Annotated in this window: 24 protein-coding genes; 11 read left to right on the top strand and 13 right to left on the bottom strand. The window is 71.2% G+C overall.

The features are described 5' to 3' along the window. Positions 1-73 precede the first annotated feature (73 nt). Complete coding sequence (locus GA0115234_RS20330; protein ID WP_093543671.1) at positions 74-1246, top strand: abortive phage infection protein; 1173 nt, start codon at positions 74-76, stop codon at positions 1244-1246. 24 nt (positions 1247-1270) lie between these two features. On the opposite strand, the gene GA0115234_RS20335 is transcribed toward GA0115234_RS20330, so the two are convergent. The 4 genes from GA0115234_RS20335 to GA0115234_RS20350 form a co-directional block, all read right to left on the bottom strand. Further along, positions 1271-1747: a hypothetical protein gene (locus GA0115234_RS20335; RefSeq protein WP_093543673.1), complete on the bottom strand. Its 477-nt coding sequence runs from the start codon at positions 1745-1747 to the stop codon at positions 1271-1273. A gap of 89 nt (positions 1748-1836) precedes the next feature. Then, positions 1837-3780 carry an alpha/beta hydrolase gene (locus GA0115234_RS20340; protein WP_093543674.1) on the bottom strand — a complete coding sequence of 648 codons (1944 nt, stop codon included), beginning with the start codon at positions 3778-3780 and terminating at the stop codon, positions 1837-1839. Positions 3781-3783: 3 nt separating this feature from the next. After that, the gene (locus tag GA0115234_RS20345) at positions 3784-4224 is read right to left on the bottom strand and encodes a hypothetical protein (protein ID WP_093543676.1); all 441 of its coding nucleotides are present in this window, start codon (positions 4222-4224) and stop codon (positions 3784-3786) included. Between the two features lie 163 nt (positions 4225-4387). Continuing rightward, the gene (locus GA0115234_RS20350; RefSeq protein ID WP_093543677.1) at positions 4388-5674 is read right to left on the bottom strand and encodes a geranylgeranyl reductase family protein; all 1287 of its coding nucleotides are present in this window, start codon (positions 5672-5674) and stop codon (positions 4388-4390) included. A gap of 97 nt (positions 5675-5771) precedes the next feature. Between GA0115234_RS20350 and GA0115234_RS20355 the strand changes: the two genes are divergently transcribed. Beyond that, positions 5772-6296, top strand: a complete 525-nt coding sequence (locus GA0115234_RS20355; protein ID WP_093543679.1) for a GNAT family N-acetyltransferase — start codon at positions 5772-5774, stop codon at positions 6294-6296. A 94-nt stretch (positions 6297-6390) separates the two neighbouring features. Here GA0115234_RS20355 and GA0115234_RS20360 read toward each other — a convergent pair whose 3' ends face one another. Continuing rightward, entirely contained in the window at positions 6391-7083 is a 693-nt protein-coding gene (locus tag GA0115234_RS20360; protein ID WP_093543680.1) for a demethylmenaquinone methyltransferase, read from the bottom strand. Between the two features lie 138 nt (positions 7084-7221). On the opposite strand from GA0115234_RS20360, the gene GA0115234_RS20365 reads away from it, so the two are divergent. Further along, complete coding sequence (locus GA0115234_RS20365) at positions 7222-7959, top strand: DUF3152 domain-containing protein (RefSeq protein ID WP_093543682.1); 738 nt, start codon at positions 7222-7224, stop codon at positions 7957-7959. Between the two features lie 36 nt (positions 7960-7995). Here GA0115234_RS20365 and GA0115234_RS20370 read toward each other — a convergent pair whose 3' ends face one another. The 4 genes from GA0115234_RS20370 to GA0115234_RS20385 all read right to left on the bottom strand — a co-directional run bounded on the left by GA0115234_RS20370 (position 7996) and on the right by GA0115234_RS20385 (position 13070). Next, positions 7996-8622, bottom strand: coding sequence for a hypothetical protein (locus GA0115234_RS20370; protein ID WP_093543683.1), 627 nt, complete (start codon positions 8620-8622; stop codon positions 7996-7998). A 7-nt stretch (positions 8623-8629) separates the two neighbouring features. Further along, complete coding sequence (gene mqnC, locus GA0115234_RS20375) at positions 8630-9829, bottom strand: cyclic dehypoxanthinyl futalosine synthase (RefSeq protein WP_093543684.1); 1200 nt, start codon at positions 9827-9829, stop codon at positions 8630-8632. Between the two features lie 72 nt (positions 9830-9901). Continuing rightward, positions 9902-11698, bottom strand: a complete 1797-nt coding sequence (locus GA0115234_RS20380) for a serine/threonine-protein kinase (RefSeq protein WP_093543687.1) — start codon at positions 11696-11698, stop codon at positions 9902-9904. Between the two features lie 493 nt (positions 11699-12191). Continuing rightward, complete coding sequence (locus GA0115234_RS20385; protein WP_093543689.1) at positions 12192-13070, bottom strand: menaquinone biosynthetic enzyme MqnA/MqnD family protein; 879 nt, start codon at positions 13068-13070, stop codon at positions 12192-12194. Positions 13071-13484: 414 nt separating this feature from the next. Here GA0115234_RS20385 and GA0115234_RS20390 point away from each other — a divergent pair, with 414 nt between their 5' ends. Together GA0115234_RS20390 and GA0115234_RS20395 are read left to right on the top strand one after the other, a co-directional pair. After that, complete coding sequence (locus GA0115234_RS20390; protein WP_003967102.1) at positions 13485-13688, top strand: cold-shock protein; 204 nt, start codon at positions 13485-13487, stop codon at positions 13686-13688. Positions 13689-13925: 237 nt separating this feature from the next. After that, entirely contained in the window at positions 13926-14753 is an 828-nt protein-coding gene (locus GA0115234_RS20395) for a MerR family transcriptional regulator (protein WP_093543690.1), read from the top strand. Between the two features lie 73 nt (positions 14754-14826). Here GA0115234_RS20395 and GA0115234_RS20400 read toward each other — a convergent pair whose 3' ends face one another. Further along, positions 14827-16056, bottom strand: a complete 1230-nt coding sequence (locus tag GA0115234_RS20400; protein WP_093543692.1) for an amidohydrolase family protein — start codon at positions 16054-16056, stop codon at positions 14827-14829. A gap of 293 nt (positions 16057-16349) precedes the next feature. Between GA0115234_RS20400 and GA0115234_RS20405 the strand changes: the two genes are divergently transcribed. Both GA0115234_RS20405 and GA0115234_RS20410 read left to right on the top strand, forming a co-directional pair. After that, positions 16350-19316: an AfsR/SARP family transcriptional regulator gene (locus GA0115234_RS20405; RefSeq protein ID WP_093543693.1), complete on the top strand. Its 2967-nt coding sequence runs from the start codon at positions 16350-16352 to the stop codon at positions 19314-19316. A gap of 195 nt (positions 19317-19511) precedes the next feature. Further along, positions 19512-19724, top strand: coding sequence for a hypothetical protein (locus tag GA0115234_RS20410; protein ID WP_093543695.1), 213 nt, complete (start codon positions 19512-19514; stop codon positions 19722-19724). 219 nt (positions 19725-19943) lie between these two features. On the opposite strand, the gene GA0115234_RS20415 is transcribed toward GA0115234_RS20410, so the two are convergent. Next, positions 19944-21503 carry a FadD3 family acyl-CoA ligase gene (locus GA0115234_RS20415; RefSeq protein WP_093543696.1) on the bottom strand — a complete coding sequence of 520 codons (1560 nt, stop codon included), beginning with the start codon at positions 21501-21503 and terminating at the stop codon, positions 19944-19946. 91 nt (positions 21504-21594) lie between these two features. On the opposite strand from GA0115234_RS20415, the gene GA0115234_RS20420 reads away from it, so the two are divergent. Genes GA0115234_RS20420 through GA0115234_RS20430 form a run of 3 tightly spaced genes read left to right on the top strand, consistent with a single transcriptional unit; the run spans position 21595 to position 23976 of the window. Beyond that, on the top strand, positions 21595-22743 hold the full coding sequence (locus GA0115234_RS20420) for a lipid-transfer protein (protein WP_093543719.1): 1149 nt from the start codon (positions 21595-21597) through the stop codon (positions 22741-22743). A gap of 13 nt (positions 22744-22756) precedes the next feature. Beyond that, the gene (locus GA0115234_RS20425) at positions 22757-23197 is read left to right on the top strand and encodes a Zn-ribbon domain-containing OB-fold protein (RefSeq protein WP_093543698.1); all 441 of its coding nucleotides are present in this window, start codon (positions 22757-22759) and stop codon (positions 23195-23197) included. Between the two features lie 5 nt (positions 23198-23202). Continuing rightward, on the top strand, positions 23203-23976 hold the full coding sequence (locus GA0115234_RS20430) for an enoyl-CoA hydratase/isomerase family protein (protein WP_093543699.1): 774 nt from the start codon (positions 23203-23205) through the stop codon (positions 23974-23976). Positions 23977-24016: 40 nt separating this feature from the next. Here the strand turns inward: GA0115234_RS20430 and GA0115234_RS20435 are convergent, their stop codons facing one another. Then, a complete protein-coding gene (locus tag GA0115234_RS20435) occupies positions 24017-24565 on the bottom strand; it encodes a hypothetical protein (RefSeq protein WP_093543701.1) in 549 nt (182 codons plus the stop codon). Between the two features lie 158 nt (positions 24566-24723). On the opposite strand from GA0115234_RS20435, the gene GA0115234_RS20440 reads away from it, so the two are divergent. Next, positions 24724-25449, top strand: coding sequence for a hypothetical protein (locus tag GA0115234_RS20440; RefSeq protein ID WP_176729220.1), 726 nt, complete (start codon positions 24724-24726; stop codon positions 25447-25449). Positions 25450-25453: 4 nt separating this feature from the next. Here the strand turns inward: GA0115234_RS20440 and GA0115234_RS20445 are convergent. Beyond that, on the bottom strand, positions 25454-26633 hold a 1180-nt coding region (locus tag GA0115234_RS20445; RefSeq protein WP_161275621.1), incomplete at its 5' end, for an outer membrane protein assembly factor BamB family protein.

Below are 26633 nucleotides of genomic sequence, written 5' to 3' on the forward strand. Positions count from 1 at the left end.
GCGGACGCCCGCCCCGCACCCCCTCGGCAGACTGACGGTGACACGCGAACCGCCGACCATACGGGGAGTCAGAGTGCATCGCGACGAGCACCGCGGGGGAATCAGCCGGGCGAGGTTCCTGGCCGGAGCGGGGGCGGCCGGGGCAGCGGCAGCCGCCGGATCGTTGCTGACCGGCCCACCGGCGTCGGCCACCACGACCGGCCGCCGAGGCGGCAGCGGGCACGGCGGTGGCGGCGGCAAGGGCCTGACCCATCAGGGGATCTGCTACACGATCGGCGCGGGCGAGACCCCCGGCACCGCGTGGAGCGCCTCCCGCATGCGGGAGAACCTCCGCGCCATCCGGAACGACCTGCACGCCACGTCGATCGAGGTGACGGGCGACGGCGTCGACCGTCTCAACGCCACCGCGTCCGAGGCCGCCGAGCTGGGCCTTCACATCTGGCTCCAGCCGACGCTGGGCGACCGTCCCGCGGCGGAGATCCTCGACCACCTCGCGGAGACCGGCCGTCACCTGGAGCGGTTACGCCGCCAGGGCGCGCGGGCCGATCTGAGTGTGGGGTGCGAGTTCTGGCTGTTCGTACCGGGCATCGTGCCCGGCGCCAACGCGGAGGAACGGATCCGCAATCTGGTGGCCGGAAACTACGACCCGCAGCAGATGATGCGCCGCCTGTCCGCGTTCACGGCGCGGGCCGCCAAGGTCGGACGGTCGGTCTTCGGCGGCAAGCTGTCGTACGCGGCCGCACAGGACGACGAGGTCGACTGGAGCCTCTTCGACATCGTGGGCATCGACTACTACTCGTACTTCCCCGACCGCGCGGACTACGTACGCGAACTGCGCCGCTACCTGCGCTGGGGCAAGCCGCTCGCGATCACGGAGTTCGGCACCTGCACATACGCGGGGGCGCCCGAGCAGGGCGGCATGGGGTGGGACACCATCGACTACACCAAGCAACCGCCCGAGATCAAGGGCGACCTGGTCCGCAGCGAGCGTACCCAGGCCGCCTACCTCACCGAACTCCTGGGCGTCTTCGAGGAGATGGGCCTCTACGCCGCCATGGCCTTCGAGTTCCTGACCCCCGACGCCCCGCACTCCCCCGTACCCCGCTACGACCTGGACATGGCGAGCTACGCGGTGGTGAAGCCGATCAAGGACCGCTTCGACGACCCGGAGTCCGACTGGCACTGGGAACCGAAGCAGGCCTTCCGCGCCCTGGCCCGGTGCTACGGGCGGACGGGACGCCGCTGACGGGGGCGGCGCCCTGCCGAAGGGTCACGTACGGGGAGCGGGAGAACTGGGGGGCGCACTCTTCGCGGACCAGAAATCCGACTTGACGTCAGGAATAGGGGTCTCTTTTCCGGCATAGTTCGGGCCAACCGTCTCCGCCTTCGGTGGAGAAACCTTGGAAGTGTTCACGCAAGGCGTCGCAACTTCAAAAAATGCTTGCCCAGCACCACCGATGAGTACGCGCACATTGAATTCGTCGGGCGTCCTGTAGTACAGGGCCGGCATATCCGAATTGTTCACTGAGAGCTGCTTGTATCCCTGGCTCTCCCAGTAGCGCTCGATCACCCCCAGGAAGCTCCCCCGACGCTCCTCCGAGATGATCGTCATGACCGCCCTGCTCCTCTGTACGTCACAGCTGCCCTCGGTCGACTGCTCGTGCGTCCAGTGCACTGATGGGTTGATGGCGGCGAATGTACCGTCGAGAATTTCATCCGCCCGCTCCGCCGCTTCCTGCATGTCCATCTTTACCTCCCGCCCATTCGAGCCATCCGATGCGCCGCATCCAGCCAGGACCAGGACTCCAGCCATCAGCACCGCAGCCCTCAAAATCTTCACCGTGGCGTCTCCAACTTGATCTTCTCAGATTTCCCGACCACAATCTTGGCAATACTGTCAGCCGAGTCCTGGTCTTTCCCCGGGTTGAAGTAATTGGAATGCGCCGTCATCTTCAAATGATCTTCGATTACGGTCGCCCCATCATTCACCTTGAACCGTGTGGCTCCGAAATCCTGACTTGCAGGGTCGGTTCCGAACCAACGATCACTGGGGTCGGTCTGAGCGTCTTGGGCCGTATAGCCGGCAATACCTCCGACGATGGCCCCGGCACCACCACCGACAAGTGCTCCCGGCGGTCCTGCCATGCCCGCTCCCAGAACAAATCCGGCCGACCCCCCGCCGACCGCGCCGGAGGCCATTCCGGAGGCTTCCGCATGGCTCGGGAGTTTGGTGACGATGTCGTTCTCAGCCGCGCCCACGAACACATGGCCCTTACCCACGTTGAGATCCTGAGCGTTGTTCGCTCCCGTGCCGGGGCTTCCCACCAGGATGATGTCATCGGCGCCGGGGATGCCGTCTTTCGCCTGAGCCGCGAGCCCGACCGTGAGGGAGCCGTAGGAATGCCCAATGGCGGTGACGTGCGGGTCGCCGCCCTCGTGCGTCGCGGAGATCCCCTCCATGAAGGCGTTGTAGGCAGGCGCTCCGGCCTCGGCGTCGTTCCTGAACATCACGCTTTTACCACTGGCCAGATCGCTCGGTGTCACCTGCGGAGCGTCGTATCCGAGCCACACGATCGAAGAGGTTCTGCTGAACTGATCGACACGATGCGCCCCCGTCGCCGTCTGCAACGCGCGGTTCACCGTTCCATCGGCGAACTCCGCGTCCAACTTGGTGCCGAGCCCCGGCACATAGGCCGAGACGTTGTCGGCAGTGTCCGGATTACCGTAGGCAATGATCGCGCGGCCGTTGCCCTTGTCTCCGATACCCAACAGGTACATCGGCGGCACACTGTCCTGCTCCAGCTTCTCCTGGATCCTTCGCAGACCGCCCAGCATCTCCCGGGAAGCATCGTCGTGCTTCACGTCGAGCTGCCCGATGAGCAGTTGCAGATTCTCGCGGTTCGCCTCATCGCGTACCAGTGCCGGAATCCCGTCCAGGTTCCCGATCACCCCCGGGAACGCGGAGAGGTACTCCTCGCGCTGTTCCTTGCCGAGGTGGTCCCACCACTCCTTGCGTTCCGCGGGCGACTTGTCGAGCGGAAGGTGTTTCTCCAAGTAGGCGTGGGCGGCCTGGCTCACCGCGTCCACGTCCGTGGCCACATCCGCCCATGTCCTGCTGTCGACCGCGAGGCCGGGTGCCGCCTTGAGCTTGTTGAGTGCCGAGCTGTACCGCGCGTCGATCTCGTGCGCTTCCCGCAGGGCGTGGGCGATGCGGTCGGCGATGTCCTGGGCCCCGGCACAGTGCGGGTTGGGGCTTTTCAGCGCGGGCCCGCCCGGACCCCGGGCGGGGTCCAACATGCCGTTGGCGTCGCGGTACAGCCCCGGATTCCCGGCGCCGAGGAGGCCGTTGCTGCCCACCACGGAGCCGCCGGGAATCGGGTCGCCGGTCAGCTCGTTCTTTCCGCCGGCCGGGTAGTCGACGCTGCCGTTGTCGTTGACGGTGTACCCGAGGGCGGCGGCGTCGTCGAGGGCCTCGCGCAACCGGCGCTTCGGAGAGGCGAGTTCACTGGCGAGGCCGTCGAGGGCGCCTCGGACGAGGCCGGTCTCGGTGTGGATGTAGTGGTAGTTCTCGCTCAGTCGCTTCAGTCGTTTCACGGCCGCTCGGGCGGACTCGCTGTCCTGGGTCCTGGCGAGCCTGCCGCTCATGTCGCCGTCGACCCGTTCGCGAGCGGCATCGGCGAACACGGACACAGCGCGCCAGCCGTCGGCCGCCCCGGTCAGTTCCGGCAGTTCGAGGTCGCGCAGCCGCTGCCACGTCAGTCCGGCGGGTGCTGTGGTCATGGTCTACTCGCCCCGCCTCGTGCCCGGTACCGCGACCGCCTTCGCGCTGTTCCCCACCTCGGCGTCCACTTCGGCGAACTCCACGGCCACCTGCCGGAGTTTCGGCTCCAGCGAACCGCACTCCGCACGGACACGGCCGAGGCGTTCCTCCCACGAGGTGAGCACGGACGTGAGTGCACCGAGGCTGGCCAGCCCGGCCAGACCGCCGGCCGTGCCGTCGTGGGCTCTGTGCAGGTCTGCCTTGGCGGTGATCGTGCTGGTCTGGAGACCGTCCGCCGTACCGGCCGCCTTCGTCCACGGGCCGCCCTTGTGCCTGAGCGTGCCGGTACCGCCCCCGGCCGAAGCGGCTGAGCCGTCCCGGCCCTGGAGACCGTTGATCTGCATAGGAGTGGCGTGCCGCTCCGCCACCCCCGCCTTGAGCTGTTCCCACTCGTCCCACGCCACGCGCACGCCCTCCCCCGTGACCCGGCTACGTCTGTTGTGCGCGCCGGGACTGCCGACACAGACGCTACGCACGGGGGCGCCGCATCACGCCCGCACGATCACTCAAACGGGGACTGAGTATCCGTACCTAAGCGCACGGCCATCGGGGGGGGCACTACACGGCTCAGGCCTTCGGGGCCACCTTCGAGAGGCCGTTGATGATGCGGTCCATCGCGTCGCCGCCCGTGGGGTCGGTGAGGTTGGCGAGCATCTTGAGGGTGAACTTCATCAGCAGGGGGTGCGTCAGGCCACGCTGGGTGGCGACCTTCATGACCTTCGGGTTGCCGATCAGCTTCACGAAGGCGCGGCCCATCGTGTAGTAGCCGCCGTAGGTCTCCTTGAGCACCTTCGGGTAGTTGTTCAGGGCCAGCTCGCGCTGGGCGGGGGTCGCGCGGGCGTGGGCCTGGACGATGACGTCGGCCGCGATCTGGCCCGACTCCATGGCGTACGCGATGCCTTCGCCGTTGAACGGGTTGACCATGCCGCCCGCGTCGCCGACGAGCAGCAGGCCCTTGGTGTAGTGCGGCTGGCGGTTGAAGGCCATCGGGAGGGCTGCGCCGCGGATCGGCATCGTCATGTTCTCCGGGGTGTAGCCCCAGTCCTCCGGCATCGACGCGCACCACGCCTTGAGGACCTCGCGCCAGTCCAGCTCCTTGAACGCGGAGGAGGAGTTGAGGATGCCGAGGCCGACGTTGGACGTGCCGTCGCCCATGCCGAAGATCCAGCCGTAGCCGGGCAGCAGACGGTCCTGGGGGCCGCGCCGGTCCCACAGCTCCAGCCAGGACTCCAGGTAGTCGTCGTCGTGGCGGGGCGAGGTGAAGTACGTACGCACGGCCACGCCCATCGGGCGGTCCTCGCGGCGGTGCAGGCCCATGGCGAGCGACAGCCGGGTGGAGTTGCCGTCGGCGGCGACGACGAGGGGCGCGTGGAAGGTGACTTCGCGCTTCTCCTCGCCGAGCTTCGCGTTGACGCCGGTGATGCGGCCGGTGCGGTCGTCGACGATCGGGGCGCCGACGTTGCAGCGCTCGTACAGCCGCGCGCCCGCCTTCTGCGCCTGGCGGGCCAGCTGCTCGTCGAAGTCGTCGCGCTTGCGGACCAGGCCGTAGTCCGGGTACGAGGCGAGGTCGGGCCAGTCCAGCTGGAGGCGGACGCCGCCGCCGATGATGCGCAGGCCCTTGTTGCGCAGCCAGCCGGCCTCTTCGGAGATGTCGATGCCCATGGAGACGAGCTGCTTGGTGGCGCGCGGGGTGAGGCCGTCGCCACAGACCTTCTCGCGGGGGAAGGCCGTCTTCTCCAGGAGCAGGACGTCCAGTCCGGCCTTGGCGAGGTAGTACGCCGTGGTGGAGCCGGCCGGGCCTGCCCCGACGACGATCACATCCGCGCTGTGCTCGGAGAGGGGCTGCTCGGTCACGGTCGGATCTCCCGAAGACTCGAAATCGCGTGCCGCGCGGCACCTGTCCCATGCAGTCTAGGGGGGTCTGCTGATCAACTTTCCGAAGGGCTCCCAGATGTCGACGGTGCTTCCCGGCGCTCCCTCCATACAGTTGCGCGTCCCGATCGACGAGGACGCACTCTTCTGGCACCGCGCGTTCGACGATCCCGAGGTGATGGAGTTCTTCGGCGGTGCGTCGGAGGAGCTCTCGATGTACGAGGAGTGGACCGCCCGCCAGCGCAGGCTGGACGCCGAACTCGGCTACTGCCTGTGGACGGTGCTGGGCGAGGACGGCGAGGTGGCCGGCTTCACCGGCGCCCAGCCCTGGCCGCGGACCGACTACGGGCCGGTGGGCGAGACCGAGATCGGCTGGCGGCTGGCCCGGACGGCCTGGGGCCGGGGTTACGCCACCGCCGCCGCGCGCCTCACGCTGGAGCGGCTGCGCGCGGCCGGGGTGGAGCGGGTGGTGGCGACGATCGACGCGGGGAACGAGCGGTCGATCGCCGTGGCCCGGCGGCTGGGGATGGAGCGCGCCGAGAGTTTCACGACGCCGCGGACGGGCCGGGAGGTGGTCTGCTTCCGGCTGGCCCTGACGCCTTGAGCGCGGGCGTCGGCCGGTGCGGTGCCGTCGGGGGACCAGGTGGGCGGGGCCGCCCGGTCCCCCGGCGGACGTCGCCGAGAACCGAACCGTCGCCTCAGGGGCGTACGCCCCGGTGCAGCGCCACCACACCGCCGGTGAGGTTGCGCCAGGCGACCTTCGACCAGCCGGCCCGCTGGAGCGCGGCCGCGAGTCCCGGCTGGTCGGGCCAGGCGCGGATGGACTCGGCGAGATAGACGTACGCGTCGGGGTTGGACGAGACCGCGCGCGCGACCGGCGGCAGTGCCCGCATCAGGTACTCGGTGTAGACCGTGCGGAACGGCGCCCAGGTCGGCTGCGAGAACTCGCAGATCACCACCCGGCCGCCCGGCTTGGTCACCCGGTACAGCTCGCGCAGCGCCGTGTCCGTCTCCTGGACGTTGCGCAGCCCGAAGGAGATCGTCACCGCGTCGAAGGTCTCGTCGCGGAACGGCAGCCTGGTGGCGTCGCCCGCGGTGAAGGGCAGCCAGGAGTTGCGCTTCTTGCCCTCCTGGAGCATGCCGAGGGAGAAGTCGCACGGCACGACGTACGCGCCGGTCGCGGCGAACGGCAGCGACGACGTCGCCGTACCCGCGGCCAGGTCGAGGATCTTCTCCGCGGGCCGGGCGTGCACCGCCTTCGCGACCTCCTTGCGCCACAGCCGGGCCTGGCCGAGTGACAGCACGTCGTTGGTGAGGTCGTAGTTCGCCGCCACGTCGTCGAACATCGTGGCGACTTCGTGCGGCTGCTTGTCCAGGGAGGCTCGGGTCACCCGTCCATTCAAGCAGCCCGGTCCTCGGCACTCCGCGCAGGTCGCAAGTCGTTGTCCGGGTGGACTGAACCAATCGGTCCCCGCAGCTGTCAGTACAGAGGGGGCACAAGAGCCACCGGGATCCAGGGGGGAGCCCAGATGTCCGCACGAGGTGCACGCGCCCGGCCGGGGCCACAAGGCCGCCGAGGGCGCCTGTTCGCCGTCGTCGTCACGGCGGCGCTGATCTGCGCCGCCGCCCTGCTGGGGCCCCGGTGGAGCAGCGGCGCCGACGGCAAGGCGGCCACGCCGTCCGTGTCCGGGAGTTCGCCGGGCACCGGCACGTTCGCCGTCGCCCGCGCGGACGCCCCGGACTCCGGGAAGGGCCGGGCCAAGGGCGGCGGCAAGGCGTACCGCGTCGAGGTGGAGGACGGCTCGGGCGTCGACCCGGACCGGGCCGCCGCCGAGATCGCCCGGATCCTGGCCGCCCCGCGGGGCTGGTCGCACCACGGCGAGCAGAGCTTCCACCGGGTCGCCGAAGGACCGGCGGGGCTGGTCATCCGCATCGCCACCCCCGCGACCACCGACGCCCTCTGCGGGAAGGGCGGCCTCGACACCCACGGCGAGGTCAACTGCCGGGTCGGCATCGATGTCATGGTCAACCTCAAGCGCTGGCAGCAGGGATCGCCCGAGTTCCACGGCCCGCTCGCCGAGTACCGGGCCCTGATCATCAATCACGAGGTCGGCCACTGGCTGGGCCACGGCCATGAGACCTGTCCGGGCAAGGGCCGCCCCGCCCCCGCGATGATGCAGCAGATATACGGGCTGAAGGGGTGCGTCTCCAACGCCTGGCCGTACGACGCCAAGGGCCAGTACCTGGGCGGCCCGCCGGTGCCGTGAGCCGGACCGCGCAGGTAGGTGTGTCGTACCCGTGCGTCAGCTGCGGCGGAAGACCAGGCGGCCGCCGAGCACCGTCGCCACGCAGCTCCCGGCGCCCTCGGTGCGCAGCGCCGCCGGGTCCGGTACGCCGAACACCGCCAGGTCCGCGGGTCCGCCGACGGTCAGGGCCGACGCGAACGCCCCGGCCGGTTCCGGTACGGACGCCAGCGGGTCCAGCGAGACGTGGGCCGGTGCCGGGCCGGGGCCGTGGACGCGCAGGCCCGAGCGGGCGACCGCGGTGCGCACGGCGGGGCGGGCGAAGGGGCCCCGGACGGCGGTCGTGCCGTGCCGCAGCATCCGTTGCAGCCCGCGCCGGGCACTCGCGCCCCAGCGGGCCTCGTCCATGGGCAGTGCGGTGAGCGCGTCCCCGGTGAGCGGTTCGGTGCCGAGCTCGTCGGCCTCGCGCGGGTCCGGGTGGTAGGCGGCGTCCAGCAGTGCCGGGGCCGCCGCGTTCAGCAGCCCCGGGGTGATCAGCCCGGACCACCGCCGGATCCGGGCCCCCGGACGGGCGGCGGTCAGCTCCGCGTACGCGCCGATGGCGATGACCAGGCCGCCGTCCACGGCCACGGCGTCCGCCCCGTCCGGGGCACCGCACACCGCGTCGGCGGCATGAACCGTCAGCAACGCCGGCTCAGTTGGCGTCGAGGAGCTTCAGCTCCGGGTGGGCCGTGCCGCCCTCGATCGCGGTGGACGAGATGTGCGAGACCACGCGCTCGTCGACCGGGTCGTTCGCCGGGTCGTCGTGGACGACGAGGTGCTCGTAGGTGGTGGCACGCTGGGCGGGCACCCGGTCCGCCTTGCGGATCAGGTCGATGATCTCCAGGCGGTTGGAGCGGTGCTTGGCACCGGCCGAGGAGACGACGTTCTCCTCCAGCATGATCGAGCCGAGGTCGTCGGCGCCGTAGTGCAGCGACAGCTGGCCGACCTCCTTGCCGGTGGTCAGCCAGGAGCCCTGGATGTGCGCGACGTTGTCCAGGAAGATCCGGGCGATGGCGATCATCCGCAGGTACTCGAAGAGCGTGGCCTGCGTCTGGCCCTTCAGCTTGTTGTTCTCGGGCTGGTACGTGTACGGGATGAACGCGCGGAAGCCGCCGGTGCGGTCCTGCACGTCGCGGATCATCCGCAGGTGCTCGATGCGCTCGGCGTTGGTCTCGCCGGTGCCCATCAGCATGGTGGAGGTGGACTCGACACCGAGGCGGTGGGCGATCTCCATGATCTCCAGCCAGCGCTCGCCGGACTCCTTGAGCGGGGCGATCGCGGTGCGCGGCCGGGCGGGCAGCAGCTCGGCGCCGGCTCCGGCGAAGGAGTCGAGCCCGGCGGCGTGGATGCGGCTGATGGCCTCTTCGGCGGAGACCTTGGAGATGCGGGCCATGTGCTCGATCTCGGAGGCGCCGAGGGAGTGGATGACCAGCTGCGGGAACGCCTGCTTGATCGCGGAGAAGTGCTTCTCGTAGTACTCGACGCCGTAGTCCGGATGGTGCCCGCCCTGGAACATGATCTGCGTACCGCCGAGTTCGACGGTCTCCGCGCAGCGGCGCAGGATGTCGTCGAGGTCGCGGGACCAGCCCTTGGCGGTGTCCTTCGGCGCGGCGTAGAACGCGCAGAACTTGCAGGCCGTGACACACACGTTCGTGTAGTTGATGTTGCGCTCGATGATGTACGTCGCGATGTGCTCCGTACCGGCGTAACGGCGGCGGCGTACGGCGTCGGCGGCCGCGCCCAGTGCGTGCAGCGGCGCCGAGCGGTAGAGGTCGAGCGCCTCCTCCGGAGAGATCCGACCGCCCTCGGCGGCTCGGTCGAGGATGGGCTGAAGGTCGGCCTTCTCGGTCACCGGGCTGTCACCTTTCGGCGGTTTTTCAACGGATCTACGGACCGGTTCAGCGTACGCCAGCCCCTTGCGGGGTCAGCCGCCGGACCGGCTCAGCGTGCCGTACGGCAGCCCCGCGCCCCGCTCCTCGGACCGGAACCGCAGGGTGCCGTCGGTGGCCCGGGTGAAGTGGACGTCGGTGGTGGTGGAGGTGCACAGGCCCGGGGTGCTGGGCCGGTCCGGGTCGGTGCGCTCATGGAGGGTCAGCTCCTCGGCGGTGCCGGAGGTGAGGCGGGCGACGCTGTTGCAGCTGACGGTGATCCCGAGTCCGGTGATCTCGGTGTTCATCCGGACCACGTCCGTGCCCGTCCTCCCCGCGGTGAAGACGGCGGTGAGGGTGCCGTGCGGCTCACCGGTGGTCTTCTCGGTGACCGGCCCCTTCCAGGTACCGATGAACTCCTTCGGGAGCTCGCTGATCCGCTCCGGGCCCGCCGTGCCCGACTCCGTGGGCTTCGAGGGCCCGCCGGACGGGGTGGCGGCGGGCGGGGTGCTGCCCACGTCGCCGTCGGCGTTGTTCCGCGTGCCGCCGCCCGGCATCAGGTCGAAGAGGAACGCCCCGCCCACGGTCACGGCCGCGAGCGCGCCCGCCACCGCGAGGGCGACGGTGCAGCTCAGCCGCCTCCCCCGGTCCGCGTCCGGCCGGTCCTGGCCGGGGTCCGCGCCGACCGTGACGGAGAAGCGGGGGTCGGAGGTGCGTGGTCCGGGCAGCCCGGAGGCGTCGGCCCGGGGCGGCGGCCCGGACGTCCCCGCGGTCGCGGGCCACGAGGGCAGCACGCCCGGGTGGGACAGCCGGGTCGGGTCGTGCGTACGGAAGGGCTCGGGCGGCGACCCGAACCCGCCGCCCACGCCCCCGTTCGGGCCGTAGCCGCCCCCGGCGTCGCTCGCGTCCCACGCCGCGCCGCTGAACGGCACCGGCCCCGACTGCACCGGAGCGTCCTGCGGCTCCAGGTCCAGCAGCGCGACCGCCGTCCGGCTGACCTCGCGCACCAGCGGTCCGGGCAGCCAGCCGGCCGCCACCAGCGCGGCGGCCCCGCCCGGTGCCAGCCACCGGGCCAGCTCCATGGGCGTGGGCCGGTCCGCGGGCTCCTTCTCCAGGCACCCGGCGACCACCTCCAGCAGATCGCCCTCCAGCTCCCCGAGTTCGGGCTCCTCGTGCACCACCTTGTAGAGGAGTACGGCCGAGGAGTCGCCGAGGAAGGGAGCGGCACCGGTCGCCGCGTACGCGAGCACCGCGCCGAGCGAGAAGACATCGGCCGCGCCCGACATGTCGACGCCCCGGATCTGCTCCGGCGCCATGTAGCCGGGCGAGCCGACCGAGACCCCGGTGGAGGTGAGCGAGGCGGTGGCGCCCATCGCGTGGGCGATCCCGAAGTCGATCAGGCGGGGGCCGTCCAGAGCCAGCAGTACGTTGGACGGCTTCACATCACGGTGGATGACGCCCTGCGCGTGCACCGCGGCCAGCGCCTCGCCGAGTCCGGCGCCCAGCGTCCGTACCGCGTTCTCGGGCAGCGGCCCGTGCTCGGCGACCGCGGCGGAGAGCGCGGGGCCGGCCACGTAGCCGGTGGCGACCCACGGAATGGGCGCGTCCGGGTCGGCGTCCAGGACCGGGGCCGTCCACTGCGCGCCGATCCGCCGTGCCGAGTCCACCTCGCGCCGGAAGCGCGCGCGGAACTGCTCGTCGAGGGCGAAATGCGGGTGCACGACCTTGACGGCGACGGTGCGCCCGCCCGCGCTGCGCCCCAGATAGACCCGGCCCATGCCGCCCGCACCGAGCCTGCCGAGCAATCGGTAGGCACCGATGGTCAGCGGTTCGCCGGCTTCCAGCGGCTGCATATGGACTCCCCCTGTGGACCGGGCCGGACCTCCGACCGAAGCCTAGGGGGCGAAGGTCATCAGGTCACAGAGGAAACCATCCGCCTATTTCGCCCCTAAGGGAACGAACAACGGCTTTCGACACAACAAAAGGCGTGAATGCGTCGTTCACCCGAGCGATTACGGGTTCCGGCCGGGACGTGCCGCGACATCCTCCGGGAATCGGCTATTCGACGCGAATTCACCCGAATCGAGGCCGGACCGGCAGAAGGACCGACAGAAGGAGCGGGAGAAGGAACAGGAGAAGGAGCAAGAGAGGGACTGGGAGAAGAGCGGCGAGAGGGGAAGGGTGCGGAGAGAGAAGAGAAGGGCGGGGAGGCAGAAGGGCGGGGGCGGATAAGCGGCCCGGGAAGTACAGGATTCATCTATTGCCCCGCATATCCCGGGCGCTCCCGCCGCGAGCGCCCTCGCTGCAGGCGCCCCTGCGTCGTCGCCTCCCCGCCCCGCCGCCCGGTCAGCCGCCGAGCAGCTCGACCTTCACGTCCGCCGGGAAGCCGGTCGTCGGACCGACCCGGCGCGCGAACTCCCGCACACCCGCCAGCTGGTCCGGGCCGAAGCGGAAGTCCAGGGTCGTGAAGTACCGCTCCAGCACCTCCGAGTCGAAGGCCTCCCAGCGCGCCGCCTGCTCCGCGACCTTGGTGACCTCCTCCAGGGAGAGGTCCCGCGAGGCCAGGAAGGCCTCGTGCACCTTGTTCACGTGGTGGGGTTCGGCCGCCAGGTAGTCCTTGCGGGCCGCCCAGACCGCGAAGACGAACGGCAGCCCGGTCCACTCCTTCCACATCTGGCCCAGGTCGTGGACCTGGAGGCCGAGCCTGGGCGCGTCGTGCAGATGGGCGCGCAGCGCGGCGTCGCCGATCAGCACGGCGGCGTCCGCCTCCTGCATCATCACCCCGAGGTCCGGCGGGCAGGTGTAGTAGTCCGGGCTGACCCCGTACCGCTCGGAGAGCAGCAGTTGGGCCAGGCGTACGGAGGTGCGCGAGGTCGAGCCGAGCGCCACCCGGGCCCGGTCCAGCTGGTCCAGCGGCACCTGCGACACGATCACGCACGACATGACGGGCCCGTCGCAGCCCACCGCGATGTCGGGGAAGGCGACCAGGTCGTCGGCGTTGCGCAGGAACTCCACCAGCGTGACGGGGCCGATGTCCAGATCGCCCCTGATCAGCTGCTCGCTGAGCTTCTCCGGGGTGTCCTTCGAGAGCTCCAGGTCGAGCAGGGTCCCGGTACGTGCCAGGCCCCAGTACAGGGGAAGGCAGTTCAGGAACTGGATGTGGCCGACGCGCGGCCGGGTGCGACGGTCGTCGCCTGCGACGGTTGAGACGGTTGAATTGTCCACATCGCGAGGCTAGACCCGTGGCGCGATCCCGGCGGCACCGGGGGCGCGGGGCACATCTGATCCCACTCCCCGGGAGTGCGGATCACCCGTTCGGGGACATGGATGCCGCCCGGGTGGAACCGGAACCGCTTCCGGACACTCCGGAGGTCTCCTCCGTACCCCTCGAAGTCGCCTCTCCGACACCCTCCGGCAGGCCCTCTTCGTCAGCTCATCGGCATGGCAATCAAACATCCGAGTGAAGTGATCTTTCCCTCTACCGTTCGATACACGCTGCGTGCTAGGCTCGACGCAAGTTGCAGTTTGGTTTCCCTTGCAGTACAGAGCCTGCGGAGCATGTAACCCGCAGGCTTTTGTAGTTTTCAGACTTCTTTGCAGGTTCTGGAGCAGGGCAACCCTTTGGCCCAAGGAGGGCTTATGGCTACCGGAACCGTCAAGTGGTTCAACGCTGAAAAGGGCTTCGGCTTCATCGCCCAGGACGGCGGCGGCCCGGATGTCTTCGTCCACTACTCCGCGATCAACGCGTCCGGGTTCCGCTCCCTCGAGGAGAACCAGGTCGTGAACTTCGACGTCACTCAGGGACCCAAGGGTCCGCAGGCTGAGAACGTCACCCCGGCCTAGTTGCCCGGGTCGGCCGATCGCGGCCGGCTAGTAGTACCCAAGGAGCCCCGCTCCTCCGCCTCGGCGGGGAACGGGGCTCCTGCCTTTTCCGTTCCTCCGCATCTTCCGACGCCCGTCTTTTCTTCCGGTGCCCGGCCGTTCTCTTCCGGCCCCGGCCACGGAACCACGGCGCCTGCCCGGCCGCAGGAGCGCGGCGCTTGACCTTGACACCGTGTGAAGCGGTGACGTGGAGACATCATGTTCACCATCGGAGACTTCGCCCGGTACGGACGGGTGTCGGCCCGGATGCTGCGTCATTACGACGCCATCGGGCTGCTGCCGCCCGACCGTACCGACCCCGCCACCGGCTACCGCTTCTACGGAGCCGCCCAGCTCGCCCGCCTCAACCGGATCATCGCCCTCAAGGATCTCGGCTTCACGCTCCAGCAGGTGCGGGCCATCCTCGACGAGCAGGTGGGGCCGGAGGAGCTGCGCGGGATGCTGCGGCTGCGCCGGGCGGAGCTGGAGGAGGCCGTGCGGGCGGCGGCCGCCCGGCTGGCGCAGGTCGAGGCGAGGCTCCGGTCCATCGAGAGGGAGGGACGCATGTCCATGGACGATGTCGTCGTCAGGAATGTCGCCGCGGTACGGGTCGCCGAGCTGGCGGGCACCGCGGCCGGCTACGAGCCGGAGGACATCACTCCGGTGATCGGCCCGTTGTACGACCGGCTGTTCCCGTTGCTGGGCGAGGCGGGCGTCAGCCCGAGCGGTCCCGGGATCGCGTACTACGAGGACGCCCCGGAGAGCGGCGGCGCGGTCGTCGTCCACGCGGGGGTCACGGTCTCCGCCCCGGTGGGCCCGCTGGGCGACACCGGGGTCACGGTGGTCGAGCTGCCCCCGTTCGAGGCGGCCACCATCGTGCACCGGGGGTCGATGGACGGCGTACTGCCGACGTCCCAGGCCCTGGCCCGCTGGATCGATGCCAACGGCTACCGGTCCGCGGGGTACGCCCGGGAGGTCAGCCTGGAGTGCCCCGAGGACCCGGACAAGTGGGTGACGGAGCTCCAGGAGCCGGTCACCGGGGCCTGACCCGGCGAGCGGCTCCGGGCCGGAAGGGGGCACGAGGCGCCCCTCCGGCCCGGAGCCGTCGCGCTCCTCGCCGTCAGCTCCCTCCGGGCCCCGGCCACAGCCCGTCGTCCGTCAGCCCCAGCAGGTCGATGGCGTTGCGGCGCACGATCCGGTCCACCACATCGGCGTCCAGATGCCCCATCTGCGCCTCGCCGACCTCGCGCGACTTGGGCCAGGTCGAGTCGGAGTGCGGGTAGTCCGTCTCGTACAGGACGTTCCCGACGCCGATCGAGTCCAGGTTCTTCAGCCCGAAGGCGTCGTCGAAGAAGCAGCCGAAGACGTGCTCGGAGAACAGCTCCGACGGCGGGCGGTGGACCTTGTCGGCGACGCCGCCCCACGCCCGGTTCTCCTCCCAGACCACGTCGGCGCGTTCCAGGATGTACGGGATCCAGCCGATCTGTCCCTCGGCGTACATGATCCGGAGGTTCGGGAACCGTTCGAACTTGCCGCTCATCAGCCAGTCGACCATCGAGAAGCAGCAGTTGGCGAAGGTGATGGTGGATCCGACGGCGGGCGGGGCGTCGGCCGAGGTGGACGGCATCTTCGAGGACGAACCGATGTGCATCGCGATCACCGTCCCCGTCTCGTCACAGGCCCTCAGGAACGGATCCCACTCGTCCGTGTGAATCGACGGCAGTCCGAGGTGCGGGGGTATCTCGGAGAACGCCACCGCGCGCACGCCGCGCGCCGCGTTGCGCCGTACCTCGTCGGCGGCCATCCGCGCGTCCCAGAGCGGGATCAGGGTGAGCGGTATGAGCCGGCCGTGCGCCTCGGGCCCGCACCACTCCTCGACCATCCAGTCGTTGTACGCGCGCACCCCGAGCAGCCCCAGCTCGCGGTCCTTCGCTTCGGTGAAGGTCTGGCCGCAGAAGCGCGGGAAGGTGGGGAAGCAGAGGGCGGACTGGACGTGGTTGACGTCCATGTCGGCGAGCCGCTCGGGGACCGAGAACGAACCCGGGCGCATCTGCTCGTACGTGATGATCTCCAGCTTGATCTCGTCCCGGTCGTAGCCGACCGCGGTGTCGAGCCGGGTGAGCGGGCGGTGCAGATCCTCGTACACCCACCAGTCGCCGATCGGTCCGTCGTCGCCCTTCGCACCCATCACGGGCGCGAACTTCCCGCCCATGAAGGTCATTTCCCTGAGCGGTGCGCGGACGATCCGCGGGCCGCGGTCGAGGTACTTGGACGGGAGCCGGTCCCGCCAGACATGAGCGGGCTCCACCGTGTGGTCGTCCACCGAGATGATCTTCGGGAAGGTCTCCATGCCCACCACGGTAGCGCCGATCTGACGAACCGTCAGCTATCTGGACCGGACCCCGTACCGCAATCGTTGTCGAGGGCTTGTGCAGAGAGTCACCCACTGCTGACGTGCCCGCCCAAGACAAGGCAGACTGTTGAGCGCGATACCAGCGGTACCGAGCAATCCGGATCCACCCGCCCCGGACCGGCACACGGGCGGGCAATCCAGGCGGACGGCATCAGCGCGCGGCATCGGCAGGACGGGCAGCACCGGCAGGACGGGCAGCACCGGCGGGGCGAGCAGGGCAGGGGGCAGCAATGGACCGTGACAACGGGCCGCACGCGCGTGTTCCGGAGCAGCGCGCTCCGCGACAGCGATCGGCGTGCGGCGTCGATCTGCGCTTTTCCGTGCTCGGTCCGGTACGGGCATGGCGGGACGGCGAAGCGCTGTCGTCCGGCTCGCCGCAGCAGCGCGCCCTGCTGGCGGCGCTGCTCCTGCGCGGCGGCCGCACGGCCACCGCCGCCGAGCTCATCGACGCCATCTGGGGCGACGAGCCGCCCTCGCAGGCGCTGGCCACGATACGTACGTACGCCTCCCGGCTGCGCAAGGTGCTCGACCCGCAGACGCTGGTCAGCGACGCCGGCGGCTACGCGATCCGGGCCGGGCAGGACGCCGTAGACGTGCACGTGGTCGGTGATCTGGCGGCCGAGGCGGAGAAGGCCCGCGCGGGCGGCGACCGCTTCCAGGCCCGGAACCTGCTCAACAAGGCGCTCGGGCTGTGGGACGGCGAGGCCCTGGCCTCCGTGCCCGGACCGTACGCCGAGAACCAGCGCACCCGGCTGGAGGAGTGGCGGCTCCAGCTCACCGAGTCCCGCCTGGATCTGGACCTGGAGGTCGGCTGCCACGCGGAGGCGGTCTCCGAACTGACCGCGCTGACGGCCGCGCACCCCCTGCGGGAACGGCTGCGCGAGCTCCTGATGATCGCCCTGTACCGCAGCGGCCGCCAGGCCGAGGCGCTGGCGGTCTACGCCGACACCCGGCGGCTGCTCGCCGACGAACTGGGCGTGGACCCGCGCCCCGAGCTCGCCCAGCTCCAGCAGCGCATCCTGCGGGCCGACGAGGAGCTGGCCCGCCCCGCGGACGAACCGGCCCCGGCCCCCGCGCCGGTGCGCCCCGCCCAGCTCCCGGCCACCGTCCCGGACTTCACCGGCCGCGCCTCCTTCGTCCGCGAGCTGGGCGCCCGGCTGGCGACCGCCGAGGGCTCGGTGATGGCCGTCTCGGCGCTGGCCGGCATCGGCGGCGTCGGCAAGACGACCCTCGCCGTGCACGTCGCCCACCAGGCACGCCAGCACTTCCCGGACGGCCAGCTGTACGTGGACCTCCAGGGCGCGGGCGCACGGGCCGCCGAGCCGGAGACGGTCCTCGGCGCGTTCCTGCGGGCCCTGGGCACCGCGGACTCGGCGATCCCCGACTCCCTGGACGAGCGCGCCGCGCTGTACCGCTCCACGCTCGACGGCCGCCGCATCCTGGTCCTCCTCGACAACGCCCACGACGCGGCCCAGGTCCGCCCGCTGCTGCCCGGCACCGCGGGGTGCGCGGCGCTGATCACCAGTCGCGTCCGGATGGTCGACCTGGCCGGTTCCCATCTGGTCGACCTGGACGTGATGTCGCCCGAGGAGGCGCTCCAGCTCTTCACCCGCATCGCGGGCGAGGAGCGCATCAGCGCCGAGCGCGAGGCCGCCCTGGACGTGGTCGCCGCGTGCGGCTTCCTCCCCCTGGCCATCCGCATCGCCGCCTCCCGCCTGTCCGCCCGCCGCACCTGGACGGTCTCCGTGCTGGCCGCCAAGCTCGCCGACGGACGCCGCCGTCTGGACGAGCTCCAGGCGGGCGACCTCGCGGTGAAGGCCACCTTCGAACTCGGCTACGGCCAGCTGGAACCCGCCCAGGCCCGCGCCTTCCGCCTGCTCGGCCTGGCCGACGGCCCCGACATCTCCCTCGCCGCGGCGGCGGCCGTGCTCGACCTGGAGGCCCACGCGGCGGAGGACCTTCTGGAGGCCCTGGTCGACACCAGCCTCCTGGAGTCGGCCGCCCCGGGCCGCTACCGCTACCACGACCTCGTGCGCCTCTACGCGCGTGCGTGCGCGGAGCGCGACGAGGAGCCCGCGGAGCGGGAGTCGGCGCTGTCGCGGCTGCTGGACTTCTATCTGGCGACGGCGGCGGGGGTGTACGCGCTGGAGCGGCCGGGGGACCGCACGGTCGCCCATCTGGAGCCCACCGGGTACAAGGGGCTCACGTTCACCCGCCATGAGCACGCCCTCGACTGGCTCTACTCCGAGGCCAACTCCCTCCTGGCGTGCGCCCAGCAGTCGACCACCGCCGGCACCATACGCCGGAGCGTGGATCTCCTTCTGGCCTGCAAGGATCTCGCGGAATCAGGAGCCAACTCACGCCAGTTCGAGTCCGTGGCGACCGTACTGAGGGATGCCGCGGCGGTGGCGGGCGACCCGCGCTCCGAGGCTCGGGCACGGACGACGCTCGCCCAGGTGCACAGCACCGCCGGTCGTTTCGACCAGGCCGACGAGGAGGCGCGCAAGGCCATGTGGCTCGCGCCCTCGACCGACGACGTGTGGACGCACTGCAACGCCCCCAACGAAGTCGGCATCATCGCCGGATACCGGAACCGGCTCGACGAGGCGGAGGCCCTTCTCCAGCAGACCATCGCCGCCTTCCGGGCCGACGCCAACCAGCCCGGCGAGGCAAGCGCCCTGTGCAACCTGTCCCGGGTCCATCTGGCCATAGGACATACGACGAGTGCGGTGGAACTCGCCAGCGAGGGCGTCGCCCTCTACAACCGCATGGGGCTCACGCTGCGGCTGGCCAACGGCCGCTACGCCCTGGGCCTCGCGCTCGCACGGGCCGGCCGCCAGGAGGAGGCCCAGGACCGGCTGTCCGAGGCGCTCTCCGTCTTCAGGGACAGCAGGCAGCGGCTGTGGGAAGGCATGACCCTCTTCCGGCTGGCCGAGGTCCACCTCGACGCGGGGCGTTCCGCCCAGGCCGCCGGCCTCGCCGAACAGGCGCTGGCGGTACTGCTGCACGTGGGCGGTGAGTGGCGTCGCGCCAACGTGCTGACGGTGCTGGGGAAGGCCCTCCAGAGGATCGGGCAGGCGGACCGTGCGAAGGTGTGCTGGCAGGATGCTCTTTCGGTCTTCGATCAGCTGAAGGCCCCGGAGGCCGAGGCCGTCAGCCGTCTGCTCCATCCCGCCTCCGCCCCTCGCAGGAGCTGAGGAGCGTTCATCATTCGTTTATCGCCCCCGGGCACTCTCGTACCTGTCGATGCGTCGCGTCGGGGGGCAGACGAGTCGGCAGTCGGATCAGAGCACTAAGGTGAACGGCTCTGAACAGCCCGTCCGGCAGCCCACGGGGGAGCAGCCGGACGGGCTTCGCCGCCTATCCATGCACCGAGTAATGGAGTTCACGACATGAGCGACGACAAGAAGATCCAGGCGCCGACGCCCGGCACGACGGGCGACGCCAAGCCCGAGGACAGCCACATGACGGGCGAGCCCGCGATCAAGCCGCTGGACAGCCACATGACCGGCGGCCCCAAGGTCAAGCCGCTCGACAGCCACATGACGGGCGAGCCCGAGATCAAGCCCATGGACAGCCACATGACCGGGGCCGATCCTCGCTGATACCGCAATCGACGGGGGTATCGGGGGGAGCGGCCGCGGCGGCGCGGAGGGGGAGCCGTCGCGGCCGCCGTACGTCCGGGGGGACGTACGGACACCACCGGCGAAGAGGGGCACGAGCCACGGCTCGTGCCCCTCTTCGCGTCCACCACCGCATGCCCCGTGCCGGGCTTGTCCGGGGCGACTCGACGCGGCCCTCGCGGTGATCTCCGGGTGGCGGCGTCAGCCCTCCCGCCGCCGCAGCTCCCCCTTCACCACCTTGCCGCTCGCGTTGCGCGGTAGTTCGGTGACGAACTCGACCGCTCTGGGGACCTTGTAGTTCGCCATCTCGCGCCGGGCCCAGGCGATCAGATCGTCGGCGGTCAGGGTCGCGCCGGGCCTGCGCACCGCGTATGCCTTGCCCACCTCGCCGAGGCGGGGGTCGGGGACGCCGATCACCGCGACGTCGGCCACGTCCGGGTGCAGGCCCAGGAGCTGTTCTATCTCGGCGGGGTACGCGTTGAAGCCGCCGACGATGAACATGTCCTTGATCCGGTCGGTGATCCTGAGGTTGCCCGCCTCGTCGAGGACGCCCACGTCGCCGGTGCGGAGCCAGCCGTCGGGGGTGATCGCGGCGGCCGTGGTCTCCGGGTCCTCGAAGTAGCCCCGCATCACGTGGAAGCCGCGGACCAGGACCTCGCCGGGCGTGCCCGGGTCGGCCAGGACGCGGACCTCGGTGTCCGGGATCGCCCGGCCGGACGTCGAGGCGATGGTCCCGGCCGGGTCGCCCCGGCGGCACATGGTGACGATGCCGCTCGCCTCGGAGAGGCCGTACGCGGTGAGGACGGTGGCGATGTGGAGCTCCTCGCGCAGGCGTTCCACCAGTTTCAGCGGGACCACCGCCGCGCCCGTCACCACCAGGCGCAGGGCGGAGAGGTCGTGGGCTCCGCGTGCCGGGTGGTCCAGGAGGGACTGGTGGAGGGTGGGCGGGCCGGGCAGGACCGAGATGCGTTCGGCGGCGATGTTGGCCAGGACCGTGTCCACGTTGAAGACCGGCTGCGGGACCATCGTCGCGCCCCGCATCAGGCAGGCGATGATGCCCGCCTTGTAGCCGAAGGTGTGGAAGAAGGGGTTCACGATCAGATAGCGGTCGCCCTCGCGCAGATCCGCCAGTTCGCTCCAGATCGCGTAGCAGCGCAGGGTCTGGGCGTGGGTGATCACGGCGCCCTTGGGGCGGCCCGTGGTGCCCGAGGTGTAGATGATGTCGGAGGGGGACCCAGGGGCGACGGCGTCGGCGCGGGACCGTACCGCCGCGCCGGACACCCCCTCCCCCGATGCCAGGAAGTCCTTCCAGGTGACGTAGTCGTCGGGGGCGGCGTCCGCCAGCACCACCACCTTCTCCAGGCAGGGCAGCTCGGCCTCCGCCCGGCGCAGCGACGCCACGTACGACGTACCGAGGAAGGTGCCGGTGACGAAGAGGAGCTTCGCCCGGCTGCGTTGCAGGATGTACGCCGCCTCACTGCCCTTGAAGCGGGTGTTGAGGGGGACGAGGACCGCTCCGGCGGTGACCGCTCCCAGCGCGGAGACGATCCAGTCCAGGGTGTTCGGGGCCCAGACCGCGACCCGGTCCCCCGGCTCGACGCCCGAGGCCATGCACGCGGCGGCGGCCCGCTCCACGCGCTCGCCGAGCTCGGCGTACGAGACCCGGGTGCGGCCCTCGACGACCGCCTCCCGGTCCCCGTACCGCCGCGCCGCCGCCCGGACCAGTCTCGGGATGCTGCCCCACTCCTCGTCGCCGCGCATCGTTCGCCCTCCTGACGCAGTAGCTGACTATCCGTCAGATTAGCTGTAGCCTCAGCCGCTGTCAGCAGTCATGACGGCCTGGGAGGTGGCGGTGACGGCACTCAAGGACGCGACGGCGATAGCCGGCATAGGACAGACGGCCTTCGCGAAACAACTGCCGGAATCCGAGAAGACCTTGGCCTGCCGGGCCATCGTCGCGGCGCTCGACGACGCGGGCATCGACGCGTCGGAGGTGGACGGATTCGCCTCGTACACGATGGAGGAGACCGACGAGGTGGAGGTCGCCAAGGCCATCGGGGCGGGCGATGTCACCTTCTTCAGCAAGGTGGGGTACGGGGGCGGCGGCTCCTGCGCGACGGTCGCGCATCTCGCCGCCGCCGTGGCGACGGGGCAGGCGAGCGTGGGGGTCGCCTGGCGGTCGCGGAAGCGGGGGTCGGGGACCCGGCCCTGGAAGAACACCGCCGTGCAGCTGCCCACCCCCGCCCAGTGGACCCGTCCGTACGGGCTGCTGCGGCCGGCCGACGAGATCGGGATGCTGGCGCGGCGGTACATGCACGAGTACGGGGCGACCCGCGACCACCTCTTCAACGTCGCCCTCGCCTGCCGCAACCGCGCCAACCAGAACCCGGACGCGGTGATGTACGAACGGCCGCTGACCCGCGACATGTATATGACCTCGCGCTGGATCAGCGAGCCGCTCTGCCTCTTCGACAACTGTCTGGAGACCGACGGGGCGCTGGCCTGCGTCATCGTCTCCGCCGAGCGGGCCCGCGACTGCCGGCAGAAGCCCGTCTACCTCCACTCCGTCGCCCAGGGGCTGCCCGCCCAGCACCACGGGATGGTCAACTACTGGAACGACGACCCGCTCACCGGACCCGCCTGGACGGCCGCCCGGCAGCTGTGGAAGCAGGCCGACTTCGGCCCGGACGATGTCGATGTGGCCCAGATCTACGACGCGTTCACCCCGCTCATCCCGCTCTCCCTGGAGGGCTACGGCTTCTGCGGGCGCGGTGAGGGCGCCGCGTTCACCGAGGGCGGGGCGCTGGAGAGCGGCGGGCGGCTGCCCATCAACACCGGGGGCGGCGGGCTCAGCGAGGGGTATGTGCACGGCTTCAACCTGATCAACGAGGGCGTCAAGCAGTTGCGCGGCGTCTCCACCGCCCAGGTCCCGGACGCCGGGACGTGTCTGGTCACCGCCGGGGAGGGCGTGCCCACGTCCGCCCTGCTGCTGAGGAGTTGAGGAGTTGACCGGGATGGATGGACTGCTGCTGCCCGTCGTGGACGACGACGGCGCCCCCTTCTGGGAGTACGCGGCCCGCGGTGAACTCCGCGTCCAGGCGTGCGCCGCCCCGGAGTGCGGACGGCTCCGCTTCCCGCCCCGGCCGTGCTGCCCGCACTGCCGGTCCTTCGAGAGCGAGTGGCGGCCGATGAGCGGACGCGGCCGCATCTGGTCCTATGTGCTGCCGCACCCGCCGCTGCTGCCCGCGTACGCGGCGCAGGCCCCGTACAACGCGGTCGTGGTCGAGCTGGCGGACGCCCCGCGGATCCGGCTGGTGGGGAATGTGGTGAGCGGGCCGGACGCCCCGCTGGACTCGGTCGATCCGGCGCGGCTGCGGATCGGTGCGCCGGTGCGGGCGGTGTTCTGCCCGGCCGGTCCCGGGGTGACGCTGGTGCGCTGGCTGCTGGAGAGGTGAGGGCGGTGGCGCTGCGCACGGAGACGGACCGGGAGACGGGGGTCGCGCTCGTCACCCTCGACCGGCCGGAGAAGCACAACGCGATCGACCTGGCCACGGCCGCCGAACTGGCCGCCGCCTGGCGGTCGTTCCGCTTCGACGACGGGGTGCGGGCGGTGGTCCTCACCGGGGCGGGCGGCCGGGCCTTCTGCACCGGGATCGACCGTGGCGTGGACGTGCCGCAGCCCCCGTCCCCGTACACGATCGACGATCCGCTGCTCACGATCGGGCCGAAGGCGAACGACCTGTGGAAGCCGGTGATCGCGGCCGTGGAGGGGATGGCCTGCGGCGGGGCGTTCTATCTGCTGGGCGAGGCGGAGTTCGTGATCGCGTCCGAGACGGCGACGTTCTTCGACCCGCACACGACGTACGGCATGGTCAGCGCGTACGAGGCGATCGCCATGGCGCAGCGGATGCCGTTCGGCGAGGTGGCCCGGATGTCGCTGATGGGGACGGCCGAACGGGTCTCGGCCCGGCGCGCGTACGAGACCGGGCTGGTCAGCGAGGTGACGGCGGCCGGTGGCGCGGTGGACGCGGCGCTGCGGGCGGCGGGGGTGATCGCCTCGTACCCGACTCGGGCGGTGCAGGGGACGGTACGGGCGGTGTGGTCCGCGCGGGAGGCGGCCCGGACCCAGGCGATGGCCCACGCCCCGCACCTCATCGCACTCGGCAATCTGCCGCCGGAGCGGCAGGCCGAACTGTTCCGGGGGCGGGGCGGCGGCGAATTCCGGACACGCTGACGGGCCGGGCATCGGGCCCGTCGGCGGGTCAGCCGCCGGGTCAGTAGGACATTTCCGCCTCGACCCGGCACTTCTTCACCTGGGAGACCTTGCGCGGGCTGTCCATCGGAACGGAGAGGGTCACCTCCTGGCCGCCCTCGGCGTCCACGGTGGCGTAGCCGGTGTCGACGGTCCTGCCGCGCGCGTCGAGGAAGGTCACGTCGACCGTGTACGTGTGCGCGCCGGAGGTGTTCGCGGTGAGCCGGACGGTGGAGGTGGTGACGGCCTTGCGCTTGCCCTTGCGGGGCTGGGCGCAGCGGACGACGTGCGCCTCGGGCGCGGCGGACGACGTGGCGCTCGGGGTCGCCGTCGCGTAGTCGGTGCCGCCGGAGGAGCTGCTCGACGAGTCGTAGTCGTCATCGTCGTCGTAGTCGGTGCGGTGGTAGCTGCCGTTGCTCTTGTCGGAGTTGGAGCAGCCGCCGCCGCTGCTGCTCGATCCGTGGCTCCTGCTCTTGCTCTTGCCGCTGCGGCTGCCGTGACCGGTGAAGCCGGTGAGGGCGAGTACCACCACGATCAGTACCGCGGAAAGCTTTATGTGCTGCCGCATCATCGATGCAGCCCCCCTTGTGTTGTTGTCCATTTCTGCAGTTGTCGAACGACCGCGCGTCACGCTAGCGCAAGGTGGCGAGGGCCGAGGGGCGGGCGTAGCGTCGAGGCCGAGAGCGGTGCAGAGCTGTGACTCCGGTCCGTGCACGCAGGAGGCCGACGATGATCCGCAACGTCCTCGGTTCGGTCCTCGCTCTCATCGGAGCGGCGGCCGCCGTGCTGAGCCCCTTCCGTGACTGGTACGACGGTCGCCTCGGGCGTCACTACCGGATCGATGAGCTGTTCACCGGCATCACCGCCGGCCGGCCCGGTGCGCTGGGCTCGATCCTGCTCGCGTTCCTCTTCGCCGCCCTGCTGACGGTGGTCGGTGTGGTGCTGCGGTCGCGGCCGCTGGTGGTGTTCGCGGGGGTGGTGGTGCTCGGGTCCACCGTGCTGTGGATGGTGCGCCAGGGCCAGTCGACGGGCAGTCCGGCCGTCGCGGGCGACGGTTCCGGGCTGGGCCGGGGCGTGGCCGAGGCGGCGGCGGGCGGGGCGTTGTTGCTGGTGGGTGCGGCGGTGATGTCGGGGCGGCGGTCCGCTCGCGGGGCGCATGACCGGCCGTACGCGGCGCCCGGCTCGGAGAACCCGGACACCTGGCCGCCGACGCAGGAGCCGGGGCCGTCCGTGCAGACGAGCACCCTGCCGGAGCCCGAGCCGGAGCCGTACACGGGGCCGGACCCGGCGGCCCACCGACCGGCGCCGGGGCCGGGCCACGCGGCTGCGCCGGAGGACCGGGACACGGCGCCGTACCCCGTCGTGCCGGGCAAGGGCCGGGACCAGGGCCCGGACGAGAGTCCGCGCGAAAGCCCCGGCGAGGGCCCGGACGAGGACCGGCCCCCGCGCCGCTGAGGCCCTACGCCCTGGCCCGGTTGTTCCCCGTGCCCGTGCCCTTCACCGCGTCCAGCGCGTACACGCAGCGGTCCTTGCTGCACGCGTACACGACACCGCCCTGCGCCACCGGGGAGCCCGTGATCTCGCCGCCCGTCGCCAGCTTCCAGCGGAGCTGGCCGCCCGCCGCGTCCAGGGTGTACAGGACGTGGTCGGCGGAGCCGAAGTGGACCCGGCCGTCGGCGACCACCGGGGCGCCCACCACCTCACCGCCCGCCGCGAACCGCCACTTCGGGGTGCCGGTGACCGCGTCGAGCGTGTACAGCGCGCTGCCGCTGCCGACGTGGACGTTCCCGGCCGTGACCAGGACCGGTTCGATGGACTGGCGGGCCTCCGTGGCGATGCGCCAGCGGTCCTTGCCGGTCGAGGCGTCGAGCGCGTAGACAGTGCCGAGGTAGTCGGCGAGGTAGACCCCGCCGCCGGTGACGGCGGGGCCGGGCGCGAACGCGGGCGGGGAGAGGAAGACCGCGGGCGACTCGAAGTGCCAGCGCACATGTCCGGACACGGTGTCCACGGCCAGCACCCGGGCCCCGGCGCAGACGTAGACGAAGCCGTCCGGCGCCGCGGTCACCCGGACCGGCACTCCGCCGCAGGAGGCGGCGTCGCCGATGGGGTAGGACCAGCGCTCGATGCCGGTACGGGCGTCGACGGCGCGCAGCCGGGCGTCCTGCCAGAGGTAGACCGTGCCGTCGTGGATCGCGGGTCCGGCCTCCGCCGTCTCGAAGTCGGTCTGTACACCTCCGCTCTCCCACAGCTTCTCGCCCGTGGACGCCTCCCACGCCTGGACGCCGCCGCCCCGGGTGCCGGTGACGACGGTGCCGCGTTCGGCCTTGAGGGAGTACACCCAGGCATCCGTCTGGAGCCGCCACCGCTCGGCGCCGGTGGCCGCGTCCAGGGCGTACAGCGACGGCCCGTCGGAGGCGTGGATGCGACCGCCCTCGACGGCCATCACCCAGGCCACGTCCCGGGTCTTGAACTGGCGCCGCCCGTTGCCGACGTCCAGGGCGTGCACCTCGAACGACGTGACGTAGAGCAGGTCTCCGGCGACGACCGGGGTCCCCCAGACGTCGTTGGACATCCGGAACCGCCAGGGGCGCCAGCGGTCCGGGCCGGGCGGCGGCTCCGGCGCGTGCGCGGGGGCGGGC

This window comes from Streptomyces sp. DvalAA-43, assembly GCF_900091725.1.
Classification (GTDB): Bacteria; Actinomycetota; Actinomycetes; order Streptomycetales; family Streptomycetaceae; genus Streptomyces; species Streptomyces pulveraceus.

Excerpts from the sequence above, each read along its gene's own strand:
- GA0115234_RS20335 (WP_093543673.1), bottom strand. The coding sequence starts at position 1,747 with ATGGACATGCAGGAAGCGGCGGAGCGGGCGGATGAAATTCTCGACGGT.
- GA0115234_RS20340 (WP_093543674.1), bottom strand. The coding sequence starts at position 3,780 with ATGACCACAGCACCCGCCGGACTGACGTGGCAGCGGCTGCGCGACCTC.
- GA0115234_RS20355 (WP_093543679.1), top strand. The coding sequence starts at position 5,772 with ATGTCGACGGTGCTTCCCGGCGCTCCCTCCATACAGTTGCGCGTCCCG.
- GA0115234_RS20365 (WP_093543682.1), top strand. The coding sequence starts at position 7,222 with ATGTCCGCACGAGGTGCACGCGCCCGGCCGGGGCCACAAGGCCGCCGA.
- GA0115234_RS20380 (WP_093543687.1), bottom strand. The coding sequence starts at position 11,698 with ATGCAGCCGCTGGAAGCCGGCGAACCGCTGACCATCGGTGCCTACCGA.
- GA0115234_RS20390 (WP_003967102.1), top strand. The coding sequence starts at position 13,485 with ATGGCTACCGGAACCGTCAAGTGGTTCAACGCTGAAAAGGGCTTCGGC.
- GA0115234_RS20395 (WP_093543690.1), top strand. The coding sequence starts at position 13,926 with ATGTTCACCATCGGAGACTTCGCCCGGTACGGACGGGTGTCGGCCCGG.
- GA0115234_RS20400 (WP_093543692.1), bottom strand. The coding sequence starts at position 16,056 with ATGGAGACCTTCCCGAAGATCATCTCGGTGGACGACCACACGGTGGAG.
- GA0115234_RS20405 (WP_093543693.1), top strand. The coding sequence starts at position 16,350 with ATGGACCGTGACAACGGGCCGCACGCGCGTGTTCCGGAGCAGCGCGCT.
- GA0115234_RS20410 (WP_093543695.1), top strand. The coding sequence starts at position 19,512 with ATGAGCGACGACAAGAAGATCCAGGCGCCGACGCCCGGCACGACGGGC.
- GA0115234_RS20415 (WP_093543696.1), bottom strand. The coding sequence starts at position 21,503 with ATGCGCGGCGACGAGGAGTGGGGCAGCATCCCGAGACTGGTCCGGGCG.
- GA0115234_RS20425 (WP_093543698.1), top strand. The coding sequence starts at position 22,757 with ATGGATGGACTGCTGCTGCCCGTCGTGGACGACGACGGCGCCCCCTTC.
- GA0115234_RS20435 (WP_093543701.1), bottom strand. The coding sequence starts at position 24,565 with ATGATGCGGCAGCACATAAAGCTTTCCGCGGTACTGATCGTGGTGGTA.
- GA0115234_RS20440 (WP_176729220.1), top strand. The coding sequence starts at position 24,724 with ATGATCCGCAACGTCCTCGGTTCGGTCCTCGCTCTCATCGGAGCGGCG.